This is a genomic window from Methylobacterium sp. Gmos3 (assembly GCF_056430985.1).
In genome coordinates, this window is sequence record NZ_JBWJYL010000005.1 from 1 (window position 1) to 13,279 (window position 13,279).

At 69.2% G+C, this 13,279-nt stretch carries 12 protein-coding genes, 1 tRNA gene, 1 rRNA gene and 1 other RNA gene; 11 read left to right on the plus strand and 4 right to left on the minus strand.

Annotation, left to right across the window (positions count from 1 at the left end):
* Both rrf and ACS5Q7_RS11255 read left to right on the plus strand, forming a co-directional pair.
* Positions 1-111 (plus strand): 5S ribosomal RNA (rrf, locus tag ACS5Q7_RS11250); the annotation flags it as partial.
* Between the two features lie 62 nt (positions 112-173).
* A tRNA-Ala gene (locus tag ACS5Q7_RS11255) sits at positions 174-249 on the plus strand.
* Positions 250-299: 50 nt separating this feature from the next.
* Here ACS5Q7_RS11255 and ACS5Q7_RS11260 read toward each other — a convergent pair.
* The 4 genes from ACS5Q7_RS11260 to ACS5Q7_RS11275 all read right to left on the minus strand — a co-directional run bounded on the left by ACS5Q7_RS11260 (position 300) and on the right by ACS5Q7_RS11275 (position 2,843).
* On the minus strand, positions 300-530 hold the full coding sequence (locus tag ACS5Q7_RS11260; protein ID WP_478339407.1) for a hypothetical protein: 231 nt from the start codon (positions 528-530) through the stop codon (positions 300-302).
* 702 nt (positions 531-1,232) lie between these two features.
* Positions 1,233-1,409, minus strand: coding sequence for a hypothetical protein (locus ACS5Q7_RS11265; protein WP_478339408.1), 177 nt, complete (start codon positions 1,407-1,409; stop codon positions 1,233-1,235).
* Positions 1,410-1,423: 14 nt separating this feature from the next.
* Positions 1,424-2,143, minus strand: coding sequence for a sugar transferase (locus ACS5Q7_RS11270; RefSeq protein WP_478339409.1), 720 nt, complete (start codon positions 2,141-2,143; stop codon positions 1,424-1,426).
* A 163-nt stretch (positions 2,144-2,306) separates the two neighbouring features.
* A complete protein-coding gene (locus tag ACS5Q7_RS11275; RefSeq protein ID WP_478339410.1) occupies positions 2,307-2,843 on the minus strand; it encodes a hypothetical protein in 537 nt (178 codons plus the stop codon).
* A gap of 95 nt (positions 2,844-2,938) precedes the next feature.
* Between ACS5Q7_RS11275 and ACS5Q7_RS11280 the strand changes: the two genes are divergently transcribed.
* The 9 genes from ACS5Q7_RS11280 to murD all read left to right on the plus strand — a co-directional run bounded on the left by ACS5Q7_RS11280 (position 2,939) and on the right by murD (position 13,275).
* Positions 2,939-3,379: a VOC family protein gene (locus tag ACS5Q7_RS11280; RefSeq protein ID WP_478339411.1), complete on the plus strand. Its 441-nt coding sequence runs from the start codon at positions 2,939-2,941 to the stop codon at positions 3,377-3,379.
* A 53-nt stretch (positions 3,380-3,432) separates the two neighbouring features.
* An RNA gene (gene rnpB / locus ACS5Q7_RS11285) (RNase P RNA component class A) lies at positions 3,433-3,825 on the plus strand.
* A 385-nt stretch (positions 3,826-4,210) separates the two neighbouring features.
* Positions 4,211-5,254 (plus strand): 16S rRNA (cytosine(1402)-N(4))-methyltransferase RsmH, encoded by a 1,044-nt coding sequence (rsmH, locus tag ACS5Q7_RS11290; RefSeq protein ID WP_478339412.1) that lies wholly within the window; start codon positions 4,211-4,213, stop codon positions 5,252-5,254.
* A complete protein-coding gene (ftsL, locus tag ACS5Q7_RS11295; RefSeq protein WP_243956742.1) occupies positions 5,251-5,661 on the plus strand; it encodes a cell division protein FtsL in 411 nt (136 codons plus the stop codon). Before rsmH ends, ftsL begins: the two co-directional genes overlap by 4 nt.
* A gap of 136 nt (positions 5,662-5,797) precedes the next feature.
* Positions 5,798-7,582: a peptidoglycan D,D-transpeptidase FtsI family protein gene (locus tag ACS5Q7_RS11300; protein WP_478339745.1), complete on the plus strand. Its 1,785-nt coding sequence runs from the start codon at positions 5,798-5,800 to the stop codon at positions 7,580-7,582.
* Positions 7,579-9,039, plus strand: a complete 1,461-nt coding sequence (locus tag ACS5Q7_RS11305) for a UDP-N-acetylmuramoyl-L-alanyl-D-glutamate--2,6-diaminopimelate ligase (RefSeq protein ID WP_478339413.1) — start codon at positions 7,579-7,581, stop codon at positions 9,037-9,039. Before ACS5Q7_RS11300 ends, ACS5Q7_RS11305 begins: the two co-directional genes overlap by 4 nt.
* Positions 9,036-10,490, plus strand: a complete 1,455-nt coding sequence (locus ACS5Q7_RS11310; RefSeq protein WP_478339746.1) for a UDP-N-acetylmuramoylalanyl-D-glutamyl-2,6-diaminopimelate--D-alanyl-D-alanine ligase — start codon at positions 9,036-9,038, stop codon at positions 10,488-10,490. The genes ACS5Q7_RS11305 and ACS5Q7_RS11310 overlap by 4 nt, the downstream gene beginning before the upstream one ends.
* Before the next feature lie 46 nt (positions 10,491-10,536).
* The gene (mraY, locus tag ACS5Q7_RS11315; RefSeq protein WP_478339414.1) at positions 10,537-11,622 is read left to right on the plus strand and encodes a phospho-N-acetylmuramoyl-pentapeptide-transferase; all 1,086 of its coding nucleotides are present in this window, start codon (positions 10,537-10,539) and stop codon (positions 11,620-11,622) included.
* 291 nt (positions 11,623-11,913) lie between these two features.
* Positions 11,914-13,275 (plus strand): UDP-N-acetylmuramoyl-L-alanine--D-glutamate ligase, encoded by a 1,362-nt coding sequence (gene murD / locus ACS5Q7_RS11320; protein WP_478339415.1) that lies wholly within the window; start codon positions 11,914-11,916, stop codon positions 13,273-13,275.
* Positions 13,276-13,279 lie beyond the last annotated feature (4 nt).

Genomic DNA, 13,279 nt, shown 5'->3' on the forward strand with positions numbered 1-13,279 from the left:
TGGCTCGAGCGGCGTGCCCAGAACCCGATCCCATCTCGAACTCGGCCGTTAAACACGCCAGCGCCCATGGTACTGTGCCTCAAGGCACGGGAGAGTCGGTCGCCGCCAGACCCGCACAACGCAAAAGCAAAAACATTCCCTCTCACACGGCTTCGCCCTCGGGCGAATGGGTTGGGGCCTTAGCTCAGCTGGGAGAGCGCTTCCATGGCATGGAAGAGGTCATCGGTTCGATCCCGTTAGGCTCCACCAATCCCGTCCATTACTAATCTTATGCAGTTTTGATCGGCTGTAAGCCGGTGTCAGGTTTCCCCTGGCATCGGCCGCATCAGCATGCCGAGAAGGAAGGCGAGTTCGCCACAGACCAGCAGCGCCACGCCCCGTCGGAGGCCGGCGCCGAAGCCAAGGTGGTAGACGACATAGCCGTAGGCGAGTTCCGCCGCGACGATCGGCACGAAGGCGCAGAGCATCCAGACGCCACCGAACCGACCGAGCGCCAGCCCGAGCAGCGTGTTCAGCAACAGCCCCTTCATGCCGTGCGCGGCTCCCGCCTCGTCCCGTCGGCGCGCAGGAGCCATCGGGCAGTGAATCGATCCCCCGCGATCGCGGAGGACATCCGTTAGATCATGTGCCGGGGCAGGAAAAGCCGTTTCAGGGTCCCCTCCGATCTGTCACCGGCCGGGCTCGCCGCTTGAGCAGCTTGCCGACAGCGATGCCGAGCGGCACCGAAAGGGCGAGCCATGTCCGGAGGAAGCGCAGAACTTTCAGCATGGTCGTCCCTCGGGTACACTCGCCGGGCCGGGCCGGCCCTGCCGGCCGCGACACTCCGAAGAGCGAACAAGCGGGTATCGGCGGTGTTCCTCGATCACGAACAAAGAGCGGTTCCGCCACCCTGGGAACCGCCTTCTCGCAAGGCCGAGACGAAGCGGAACGAGAATGCGGCCATCGCGCTCATCCTTCTCGTCTCCCTTTTCGGCTTACTTGCACCCGTAGCCGGCGGAACTTTAATCGGAATGCTCCTTGCCCTTCTGAGACAGTAAGGGCAGCATCGACCCGTGAGGAAACGTCAAGCTTTCGCCCCTAGGGTAACGAGAGCGACACCGCAGGGGCGACATCGATGCACTGGACCGCCGTGCTGCTAGCGGCCTATGCGGCCTGCTTTCTGGAAATCTGGCGCCTCTGCGACGAGGCCCCGGTTGCCCCGGACGATCAGTCCGGCGGCCTCTGAGACTGTATCAGCGCCCCTTACCGAAGGCGGCGACCCAAAGGCGATCCGGCAGCAGATAGACCCGCCTCACTGCGGCGGTCGCCAGGGCGAGGCCTGCGAAGGTCGCGGCCAGTGCCGTCAGGACAGGTCCCGGCTCCTCGCCGGGCTCCACATGATCGTACCAAAGCGGGTTGTCATCGTGCATGGCGGCCTCCCGGCTCAGCGGCTGCCGCGCTGCGCGAAGACAGCGGGAACGGTCCTGACCAGGATCATGAGGTCGCGCTTGAGGCTCCAGCGCGCAGCGTAGTCGAGGTCGAGGGCGACACGCTCCTCATAGGTCGTGTCGGAGCGACCCGAGACCTGCCACAGGCCGGTGACGCCGGGCGTGACCGAGAAGCAGGCGCTGAACGCCGCGCCGTAACGCACGACCTCGGCCTGTACGATCGGACGGGGACCGACGAGGCTCATGTCGCCGCGCAGGACGTTGATCAGTTGCGGCAGCTCATCGAGGGACGTCTTCCGCAGCACCCGGCCCAATGCCGTCACCCGCGGGTCGTCGGTGAGCTTGTGCGTGGCGGCCCATTCGGCCCGCGCCGCGGCGCTCGTGGCGAGATGCGCGGCGAGGGCCGCCTCGGCATCGACCACCATGGTGCGGAACTTCAGGCAGCCGAAGGGACGACCGTCGCGACCGAGACGCGTATGGCGGAAGATCGGCGACTTGCCGTCGCCCATCCAAACCGTCGCGGCGACGAAAGCCAGGAGCGGCAGAAGCAGGAACAGGGCTGTCCCGGCCACGACCACATCGATGGCGCGCTTGGCCGTGAGGCTCAGACGTCGCTCGAATCCCCGTGAATTCAGGGCATCGAGAAAGGGCTCGAAACTGTGCTGCGGCGCGAGCACGGACCTGATGACTGTCAGCTGTCCCTTGGGACGCGGCATGTGCGCAGATCCTTTTGCGGGGGGGAGGCGGTTAAATCTTTCTTAATATGCGCTGCATAACAAATAGGCTCCGCCCACACAACCTAACGGCGTAGCATGCGCACAGTCCTGGCGAGTCCATACTTGGCCAGATGAAACATCGAGCTTGGCAGATCCCGAATTATCATTTGATATGAACGGGAATAAAGCAGAAGCGCACCGCGTCATCCGAAAGGTGTTCCGGCCCTGTAGTCCGCTGTGGAGGCGCGATCATGCTCACGCTGTTATTGATCGGAACCTTGATAGGCGGCGCAATCGGCTTCCAATTTGGATTTGGATACGGCTGGATCTCCGGTGCCCTCGGCGCGCAACTGGGCGCGACCGCTGGCGTGGCTCTCGTGGCAGCCGTTTTCAGCCCTCGGTAGCGAATACGCATCCGCGTTTGAGAATGGTCAAGGTTAACACCGCAAAGCAGTCGAGCGGCATCATTCCGCGATACATCGCCTCGCGGAAACACAATCTGCTGATGCGCCGATTTCGTCTTCGCACTATTGGCCGCGCCGCCTATCGCGCGATTTAAGCCGGGAACTCTGACACGCCGCGCCAATTCTTGCCGAACCGGTTCGCCCGGATCGAAGGCTGCCGGAATTGCCCGGCCGGGCGTGCCGATATGGCCTGAACGGACAGCGTTGCCGGAGATGCGCAGCCGCCATGCCCGCATGGACCTCGCGGCGCCCCTTCCTAAGTAGTGGCTCGAACGACCGGCGCGCGGGCGCCGGGCCTTGCTAAACGGCCTTGCCGGCAGAGGATCGTCCCATGGAATTCCTGCACACGATGGTGCGCGTCGCCGACCTCGATCGGGCGCTCGCCTTCTATGTCGATACGTTCGGCCTCAAGGAGGTTCGCAGGATCGAGAACGAGAAGGGCCGCTTCACCCTGGTCTTCCTGGCCGCGCCGGGCGACGTCGCCCGCGCGCAGGAGAGCAAGTCGCCCCTCGTGGAGCTGACGTACAACTGGGACCCCGAGACCTATACCGGCGGGCGCAACTTCGGGCACCTCGCCTATCAGGTCGATGACATCTACGCCTTCTGCGACAAGCTCCAGAAGTCCGGCGTCACCATTAACCGGCCGCCGCGCGACGGGCGCATGGCCTTCGTGAAGTCGCCGGACGGCATCTCCATCGAGATCCTGCAGAAGGGCGACGCGAAGGAGCCTCAGGAGCCGTGGACCTCCATGGAGAACACGGGCACGTGGTGAGACGCGTCTAGCCCTTGACCGCTCGGGCGGGGCGGGCGCATGTCGCCCCCGGATCAGCCGGCCGGGCGGCCGCTCCGGGTTCGCCCGGGGAGGAAAGTCCGGGCTCCATGGAGAGACGGTGCCGGATAACGTCCGGCGGGGGCGACCCCAGGGACAGTGCCACAGAGAGCAGACCGCCCCGGATCCGTCCGGGGTCAGGGTGAAAGGGTGCGGTAAGAGCGCACCGCGGACGCGGCAACGCGGACGGCACGGCAAACCCCACCGGGAGCAAAACCGAATAGGGGCGGCGCGTCCCCCGCGAGGGGGGCAGGCCCGCTCTCCAGGCCAGTCGCCCGGGTTGGTTGCTCGAGGCGGTCGGCAACGACCGTCCCAGAGGAATGGCTGCCACGTCGAGGGGTGCGAGCCTCCCGGCCCTACAGAACCCGGCTTACAGGCCGGCTGATCCGCTCATTTCCGAAAAGACGAACGGTGGCAGTGCGTTGCGCGAATCTTCGCCCGCGCGGCGTCGGCGGAAAATGCCGAAAAACACACCATCGGTTAACCTTGCCCGGTTCTAGATCGGCAACGTGGCGCTCACGCCCAACGCGCGTTGACGACCTTCCGAGGCCCATGATACCCGGCACCCTCCCGTCAGCGGCGACAATCGGCTCGCCGGGCGTTACCTGCGGACCCGCAGGGCTCGTCCGTTCGCGGGTGTTCGCGCCCAGTGCCTCCGTCGCCGCTCCCGTCACGCGAGCCGCCTCCGCGCGGTCCGGACCAGGGCGAGATGAGAGTGCGCGCACGTTCCCACGCTTCCCCGCCCGCCGGCCCGTCGATTGTCGGGTGGCGCGCATGAGGGTCCAGCCGATTCGCACCGCCCCGGCGTCCGGTGCCCCCCATATCCCCGTCCTCCTCGATGAGGTGATCGCGGCGTTGAGCCCGGCAGGCGAGGGGGTGGTCATCGACGGCACCTTCGGCGCGGGCGGCTACACGCGGGCCTTGCTTGCCGCCGACCCGGCTCTGCGTGTCGTCGCCATCGACCGCGACCCGCGCGCCATTGCGGGGGGACAGGCCCTCGTGGCGGAGTCGCACGGACGGCTCGCCCTGGTGCCGGGCTGCTTCGGCGATCTCGACAGCCTCGCATCCGAGGCGGGGGCGGGCGCGGTGAACGGCGTGGTGCTCGATATCGGCGTGTCGTCGATGCAGCTCGACACGCCGGAGCGCGGCTTCTCCTTCCGCCACGACGGCCCCCTCGACATGCGCATGGGCGCCGAGGGGCAGAGCGCGGCCGACATCGTCAACGAGGCCGAGGAAGCCGAACTCGCCGACATCATCTATCATTACGGCGAGGAGCGCCGGTCGCGGGCGGTGGCGCGGGCGATCCACGAGGCGCGGCGGCGCGGGCGGATCGAGACCACGGCGCAGCTCGCGGAGATCGTGGCGGGCGTGGTGCGGGTCGAGCCCGGCAGCCACATCCACCCGGCGACGCGGACCTTCCAGGGCCTGCGCATCGCGGTGAACGACGAACTCGGCGAACTCGTCCGGGCGCTGCACGCCGCCGAGCGGGTGCTGGCGCCGGGCGGGCGGCTCGCCGTGGTCACGTTCCATTCGCTGGAAGACCGCATCGTCAAGCAGTTCTTCGCCGCGCGCAGCGGCCGGGCGGCCCAGGGCTCCCGGCACCTGCCGAGCCAGGGCGCCCCCGAGCCGCGCAGCCTGGAACCCGTCACCAAGGGCCCCGTCCTGCCGGGCGAGGCGGAACTGGCGCGCAACCCGCGCGCCCGCTCGGCGAAGCTGCGCGCCATGGCGCGCACCGACGCCCCCGTGCCGCCGCCGCTCAGCGCCATCGAGACCCTGGCGAGCCTGCCCGAACACCGCCGCGGAGGCGCGCGCCGATGATCCGCCTGCTCAACCTGCTGGCGATTGCCGGGCTCGTCGCCTCGGCCGTTTACGCCTACTCGATCAAGTACGACACGCTGTATCAGGCGGGTCAGGTGTCGAAGGTCCAGACCGCCCTGCACAAGGAGCGGCAGGCCATCGCCGTCCTGCGGGCGGAGTGGCAGTTGCTGACCCGGCCCGACCGGCTCCAGGCGGCGGTGGAGAAGCACCTCGCCCTCGAGCCCATCGGCATCAGCCATCTCGGCCGGATCGCGGACCTTCCCGCCCGGCCTGAGCGCGGCGACGAGATCGGCCGGCTTCTCGCGGCGACGGCGACTCCCAAGGAGAAGGGAACGCCCGAGCCGCGCACGACGGGTGCGATCAGCCGCACCGTGACGACGACCCGTACCCCGACCGCCGCGAGGTAGTTTCGTGTCCGACGCGCAGGATCATTCGGAGCGCCGGGAGCCGGTCTTCGGCACGGCGGAAGAACAGGCGGCTGCGGCGGAGGCGGCTGCGGCCCAGCCGGACCCGGTCGTGCCGGAGCAGGATGCCGCCCGCCTGATGCAGGCCGTGGAAGAGGTGCTGGCCCCGCGCGAATCGCGGCAGGTGCGCCTGCGCCGGCTCCTCGGCAACATGTTCCGTCTCGCCATCGAGCGCTCGCAGGTCCGCGTCGCCCTGGTCGGGCTGGTCTTCCTCGGCGTGTTCGGGGCGATCTCCGCGCGCCTGCTCACCATGGCGATCTTCGGCGAGCCGCCCAGCCAGGAGCACCGGGCGGCGGCCAGTTCCTCCACCGCCTTCCGCCCCGACATCGTGGACCGCAACGGCGAGATCCTGGCGACCGACATCCGCACGGTGTCGGTCTTCGCCGAGCCCGGCAACATCTACGACAAGGACGAGGCGGTCGAACTCCTCACCGCCGTCCTGCCCTCGCTCAACGCCTCGGAACTGCGCGCCAAGCTGTCGTCGCGGAAGGACCGGAAGGGCGCGGGGTTCGTGTGGGTGAAGCGCGAACTCACGCCGAAGCAGCAGGCCGAGGTGCACCGCCTCGGCATCCCCGGCATCGGCTTCCTGCCGGACCACAAGCGCGTCTACCCGAACGGCACCGCCGCCGCCCACATCCTGGGCGCGACGAATCTCGACGGGGTCGGCATCGCCGGCATGGAGAAGTACATCGACTCCACCGGCTTGCAGGCGCTCAACAGCTTCGGCCTCGTGAACAAGCAGGCGGACCTCAAGCCGATCCAGCTCTCCCTCGACCTGCGCGCCGAGTTCGCGGTGCGCGACGAGCTCGCCAAGGGCATCGAGCACTTCAAGGCCAAGGCCGGCGCCGCGATGATCCTCGACGTGAAGACCGGCGAAGTGATCGCCCTGGTCTCCATGCCGGATTTCGATCCGAACGATCCGAAGGACGCACTGGCGCCCGACAAGATCAACCGCATGAATGTCGGCGTCTACGAGATGGGCTCGACCTTCAAGGCGATGACGCTGGCGATGGCGCTCGAATCCGGCAAGTATAACGTCAACTCGACGTTCGACACGCGCGGCGGCGTCCTCAACTGGGGCCGCCAGAAGATCCACGAGTACCACGGCACCAACCGCATCATCACCATGCCGGAGGTGTTCACGCACTCGTCCAACATTGGCTCGGCCAAGATGGCGCTCGGCGTCGGCGTGCCCGGCCACAAGGCCTTCCTGAAGAAGATGGGCCTCACCGACCGGCTGCGCACCGAATTGCCGGAGAGCGCGGCCCCGATCGTCCCGTCGCGGTGGAGCGAGATTAACACCATCACCATCGCCTTCGGCCACGGCATCGCGGTGGCGCCCCTCCAGGCGGCGATGGCGGTCGGCGCCATCGTCAACGGCGGCAAGCTCATCACCCCGACCTTCCTGAAATCCGACGAGGATTCGGTGAAGGCGCGCTCGACCCCGGTGCTCTCGGCCCAGACCTCCGAGGCGATGCGCTACATCATGCGCCTGAACGCCAACGAGGGCTCGGCCAAGAAGGCCTCGGTGCCGCTCTACTTCGTCGGCGGCAAGACCGGCACGGCCGAGAAGGTTATCGGCGGGCGCTACAACAAGAACCGGCTGTTCACGACCTTCATGGCGGCCTCGCCGATGAACGACCCGAAATACCTGTTCGTCACCATCATGGACGAGCCGCAGGGCCTGCCGGAATCCGGCGGCTACGCCACCGCCGCCTGGAACTCCGGCGTCGTAACCGGCAAGATCATCGAGCGCGTCGCCCCGATCCTCGGCCTGCCGCCGCAATTCGAGGCGCCGGTGCGGCCCTTCCCGCAGATGGTCAAGCTCAACGCCTACCACGTGAACCAGCTGGGCGGCCCGTGACCCGCCTCGGCGACCTCTTCCCCGAGGCCAAGGGCCCCGCGGCCGACGAGCCCGTCGCCGGGCTGACCGCCGACAGCCGGCGCGTCGTGCCGGGCGGGGTGTTCGTCGCGGTTCCGGGGACCAAGGCCGACGGGCGCCTCTTCGCCGCCAAGGCGGCGGAAGCGGGGGCGCTGGCCGTCGCGGGGGAGGGCGAGCGGCCCGCCGATCTGCCCGAAATGACCGCCTGGATCGCCGTCCCCGAGGCCCGCCGCGCGCTGGCGCTCGCCGCCGCGCGCCTCTCCGGCCGCCAGCCCGAGACCGTGCTCGCCGTCACCGGCACCGCCGGCAAGAGTTCGGTGGCCGATTTCGTCCGCCAGATCTTTTCGCGGATGGGTCGCGAATCGGCGAGCCTCGGCACGGTCGGCATCGTCACCAACCGCGGCGCGCAATACGGCTCCCTCACCACGCCCGATCCGGTCACGCTGCACGAGACACTGGCGCGCCTCGCCGATGACGGCATCACCGAACTCGCCATGGAAGCCTCGTCCCACGGGATCGAGCAGCGCCGCCTCGACGGCGTGCGCCTCACGGCGGCGGGCTTCACCAATCTCGGGCGCGACCACCTCGATTACCACGCGAGCATCGAGGAGTATCTCGCGGCCAAGATGCGGCTTTTCACCGATCTGCTCCCCGTCGGGTGCCCGGCGGTCGTGAACGCGGACGGGGCCTTCTCCGACCGGGTGATCGCAACGGCAAACGCCGCCGGGCGGCCGGTCTTCACCACCGGGCGGGCGGGGCGCGACATCCGCCTCGCCGCCGCGCGGACGGAGGGTTTCGCCCAGGTGCTCACCGTCGAGGCCGGGGGCCGCTCGCGCGAGGTGCGGCTGCCCCTGGTGGGCGGATTCCAGGTGGAGAACGCCCTGGTCGCGGCGGGCCTCGCCCTGGCGGCGCCGGCCGGCGCGGCCGACCCGGACGGCGTCTTCGCCGCCCTCGACCACCTGACCGGCGTGCCCGGCCGCATGGAGCGGATCGGCGAGGCGCGGGGCGGGCTCTGCCTCGTGGATTACGCCCATAAGCCGGAGGCGCTGGAACAGGTTCTGACCGCGCTGCGCGCCTTCGCCTCGGGCAGGCTCGTGGTGGTGTTCGGCTGCGGCGGCGACCGCGACCGGGGCAAGCGACCGCTGATGGGCGCCATCGCCGCCCGCCTCGCGGACCACGTGATCGTCACCGACGACAATCCCCGCACCGAGGAGCCGGCCGCCATCCGCCGCGCGATCCTCGACGCGGCCCCCGGCGCCGAGGAAATCGGCGACCGCGAGGCGGCGATCCGCAGCGCGGTCGGCCGTCTCGGCAGGGGCGATGTGCTGGTCGTTGCCGGCAAGGGTCACGAAACCGGCCAGATCGTGGGAGATCGGGTGCTTCCGTTCTCGGACCATGAGGTCCTGCGTACCGCGATCACCGAGCTTGCTGGGGGCTGACCTTGACCGCACTCTGGACCCCGGACGCCCTCGAAGCGGCCACCGGCGGACGCTGGATCGGCGAGCGCCGGCCGGTGTCGGGCGCCTCGATCGACACCCGCACCCTTCAGCCGGGCGACCTGTTCTTCGCGATCCGGGGCGAGGCGCGGGACGGGCATGATTTCGTCGCCCAGGCGCTGGGCAAGGGCGCCGGCGCCGCCGTGGTGAACGAGAGCCGCGCGGCGGAGTTCGAAGGCCCGGTCCTCGCCGTGGCGGGAGAGGGCGCCGACCCTGTGCTGAATGCCATGGAACGGATCGGCCGCGCCGCCCGCGCCCGCAGCGATGCGCAGGTCGTTGCCGTCACCGGCTCGGTCGGCAAGACCGGCACCAAGGAAGCCCTGCGCCACGTCCTCTCGGGGCAGGGGGCGACGCACGCCTCGGCGGCTTCCTACAACAACCATTGGGGCGTGCCGCTGACGCTGGCGCGGATGCCGGAGGAGGCGCGGTTCGGCGTCTTCGAGATCGGCATGAACCACGCCCACGAGATCCTGCCGCTCACGCGCATGGTCCGGCCCCAGGTGGCCCTCGTCGTCACCGTCGAGCCGGTACATGCCGAGCACTTCCCCTCGGTCTCGGCCATCGCCGACGCGAAGGGCGAGATCTTCTCCGGCCTGGAGCCCGGCGGCGTGGCGGTGATCAATCGCGACAACCCGCATTACGAGCGCCTCGCCGCCCATGCCATGGCCTCGCGGGCCGGGCGGATCGTCAGCTTCGGAGAGCACCCCGAGGCGGACGTCCGCGCCAACCGGATCGTGCTCCGCCCCGACCTGTCGGTGGTCGATGCCAGCGTGATGGGGCAACCCGTCACCTACAAGCTCGGCACGGCGGGCCGCCACACGGCGCTCAATTCGCTCGGCGTGATGGCGGTGATCCATTCGCTCGGCGCCGACCTCGCCGCCGCCGCCCTTTCGCTCGCCGTCCTCGCGCCGCCCGCCGGCCGGGGCGAGCGCACCGCCCTCGAAATGGCGGGCGGCACCGCCTGGCTCATCGACGAGAGCTACAACGCCAACCCCGCCGCCGTCCGCGCGGCGCTGGCGACGCTCAGCGGCATCGAGACCGGCCCGCGCGGCCGGCGCATCGCCGTGCTCGGCGACATGCTCGAACTCGGGCCGACCAGCCCCGACCTGCATCGCGGGCTCGCCGAATCCGTCGAGGCGGCGGGTGTCGACCTCGTCTTCGCGGCCGGGCCGCTGACCCGCAACCTCTACGAAGCCCTGCCGGTCAGCCGGCGCGGCGCCGTGGCCGAAACCTCGTCCGACCTGATCGAGCCCCTGACCCGGACCCTGCGCCCCGGCGATGCCGTGATGGTCAAGGGCTCCAACGGCAGCCGCATGGGCCGGATTGTCGAGGCGCTCAAAGGCCGTTACGCCGCGCCGCATACGCGCCGCGACTCGGCCGTCGCCCTTTCCTGAGCGGCCCCGCCGCCTCCCCGCCCGAACAGAGGGGCCCCGCGCCCGGATGCTTTACCTCCTCTCGGACCTGAGCAGCACCTTCACGCCGCTCAACGTCTTCCGCTACATCACCTTCCGCACCGGCGGCGCGATGTTCACCGCCGGCCTGTTCGTGTTCTGGTTCGGGCCGTGGATCATCTCCCTGCTGCGCCTGCGCCAGGGCAAGGGCCAGCCGATCCGCGAGGACGGGCCGCAGACCCACCTGCTCACCAAGCGCGGCACGCCGACCATGGGCGGGCTGATGATCCTGGCCGGGTTCATCGTCGCGGTGCTGCTCTGGGCGAATCCGCGCAACCACTACGTCTGGATCACCCTCACCGTGACGCTCGGTTTCGGGGCGATCGGCTTTTATGACGACTATCTCAAGGTGACGAAGCAGTCGCACAAGGGCTTCTCCGGCAAGTTTCGGCTCGGCCTCGAAGGGCTGATCGCGCTGGCCGCCTGCGTGACGATCTCGGCCTATTCGCCGCTCTCGCTGCAGAACCAGCTCGCCTTTCCGGTCCTCAAGGACACGCTCCTGAACCTCGGCCTGTTCTATCCGCTGTTCGGCGCCTTCGTGATCGTCGGCGCGGGCAATTCGGTGAACATGACCGATGGGCTCGACGGCCTCGCCATCGTGCCGGTGATGATCGCCTGCGCCACCTTCGGCGTCATCGCCTACCTCGTCGGCAACTCGTTCACGGCGAGCTACCTGCAGGTGAACTACGTCCGCGACACGGGCGAACTCGCCGTGGTCTGCGGCGCGGTGATCGGGGCGGGCCTGGGCTTCCTGTGGTTCAACGCGCCGCCCGCGCAGATCTTCATGGGCGACACCGGCTCGCTGGCGCTGGGCGGCCTGCTCGGCACCATCGCGGTCGCCGCCAAGCACGAGATCGTGCTGGCGGTGGTCGGCGGCCTGTTCGTCTTGGAGATGATGTCGGTCATCATCCAGGTCGCCTCGTTCAAGCTCACCGGCAAGCGCGTCTTCCGCATGGCGCCGATCCACCACCATTTCGAGCAGAAGGGCTGGAAGGAGCCGCAGGTCGTCATCCGGTTCTGGATCATCGCGGTGATCCTGGCGATGGCGGGCCTCGCCACGCTCAAGCTGCGCTGAGGCTTTTTAGGCGCGGATGCATGGTGTAAGACCTTCCAACTACGGCCATTCCCAGCATTCACCCTCATCCTGAGAGATCACCGAACAGGTCGCTTGCACTTCAGGTCTTTGCGAGCGTCAGCAAAGCAATCCACGGTAGTGTGACGCCTCAGAACGTGGCGCTTCCTGGATCGCTTTACTCCGCCCACGAGGACGGGGAGCGTTCGATGAGCCGTCACGGCCGTTCCGGTCGGGCTCCCAGGATGAGGGCGGGGGGCGGGACAACCCTTCGTCGCCTTGCGTGAGTAACCCATGACCCCCGTCACCACCTTCGCGGGCCAGAGAGTCGCCCTGTTCGGCCTCGGCGGATCGGGGCTCGCCACGGCCCGGGCGCTGATCGCGGGCGGCGCCGAGATCCTGGCCTGGGACGACGGCGCGGAGGGTGTCGCCAAGGCGCAGGGGGAGGGGATCCCCACCGCCGATCTGCGAGAGGCGGATTGGTCGGACTTCGTCGCCCTCGTCCTGGCACCAGGCGTGCCGCTGACCCATCCCGAGCCCCACTGGAGCGTCCGGCTCGCGCGGAGCGCGGGCGTCGAGATCGTCGGCGACATCGAATTGTTCTGCCGGGAGCGCCGGGCCATCGCGCCGGGCTCTCCCTTCGTGGCGATCACCGGCACCAACGGCAAGTCGACCACCACGGCGCTGATCGCCCATGTCCTGCGCCGGGCGGGCCGCGACGTGCAGATGGGCGGCAATATCGGCACCGCGATCCTCTCCCTCGCGCCGCCGGCCGCGTCCCGCGTCCACGTGATCGAGATGTCCTCGTTCCAGATCGACCTGACGCCCTCCCTCGACCCGAGCGTCGGCGTCCTGATGAACATCACGCCGGACCACCTCGACCGTCACGGCACGATGGAGCAATACGCGGGCATCAAGGAGCGGCTGATCCAGGGCGCGGACCTCGCCGTGATCGGCATCGACGACGCCCCGAGCCGGGCCATCGCCGACCGGCGGGCCGAGCGGCTGGTGCGGGTCCATGTCGGGGCCGGCGCCGCGCAGGGCGACGGGCTCTGCGTCGCCGAGGGCCATGTCCGCGATGCGTCGGGCGAGGACCTGGCCGATGTGAACGGCATCGGCTCCCTGCGCGGCGCCCATAACTGGCAGAACGCGGCGGTGGCCGTGGCGGTCGCCCAGGCGCTCGGCGTCCCGCCTGAGCGGATCCGCGCCGGCCTCGCCTCCTTCCCCGGCCTGCCCCACCGGATGGAGGAGGTCGGCCGCCGGGGCCATGTGTTGTTCGTGAACGATTCGAAGGCGACCAACGCGGACTCGACCGAGAAGGCGCTCACCGCCTTTCGCGACATCCATTGGATCCTCGGCGGCAAGGCCAAGGACGGGGGCATCTTCCCCCTGGTGCCGTATTTCGAGCGGGTGGCGCATGCCTACCTGATCGGCGCCGCATCCGATGCCTTCGCGGCGACGCTGGAGGGCGCCGTCCCCTATACCCGCTGCGGCACCCTCGACGTGGCCGTGGAGAAGGCGGCGGAGAACGCCGCCGCCTCGGGCGCGCCGGAGCCGGTGGTGCTGCTCTCGCCGGCCTGCGCCTCCTACGACCAGTTCCGCAACTTCGAGATCCGGGGCGACCGCTTCCGCGAACTGGTGAAGGCGCTGCCCTGACCGG

Coding starts and splice junctions, on each gene's coding strand:
- ACS5Q7_RS11260 (WP_478339407.1), bottom strand. CDS start 530: ATGAAGGGGCTGTTGCTGAACACGCTGCTCGGGCTGGCGCTCGGTCGG.
- ACS5Q7_RS11265 (WP_478339408.1), bottom strand. CDS start 1,409: ATGCACGATGACAACCCGCTTTGGTACGATCATGTGGAGCCCGGCGAG.
- ACS5Q7_RS11270 (WP_478339409.1), bottom strand. CDS start 2,143: ATGCCGCGTCCCAAGGGACAGCTGACAGTCATCAGGTCCGTGCTCGCG.
- ACS5Q7_RS11275 (WP_478339410.1), bottom strand. CDS start 2,843: ATGCGGGCATGGCGGCTGCGCATCTCCGGCAACGCTGTCCGTTCAGGC.
- ACS5Q7_RS11280 (WP_478339411.1), top strand. CDS start 2,939: ATGGAATTCCTGCACACGATGGTGCGCGTCGCCGACCTCGATCGGGCG.
- rsmH (WP_478339412.1), top strand. CDS start 4,211: ATGAGGGTCCAGCCGATTCGCACCGCCCCGGCGTCCGGTGCCCCCCAT.
- ftsL (WP_243956742.1), top strand. CDS start 5,251: ATGATCCGCCTGCTCAACCTGCTGGCGATTGCCGGGCTCGTCGCCTCG.
- ACS5Q7_RS11300 (WP_478339745.1), top strand. CDS start 5,798: ATGCAGGCCGTGGAAGAGGTGCTGGCCCCGCGCGAATCGCGGCAGGTG.
- mraY (WP_478339414.1), top strand. CDS start 10,537: ATGCTTTACCTCCTCTCGGACCTGAGCAGCACCTTCACGCCGCTCAAC.
- murD (WP_478339415.1), top strand. CDS start 11,914: ATGACCCCCGTCACCACCTTCGCGGGCCAGAGAGTCGCCCTGTTCGGC.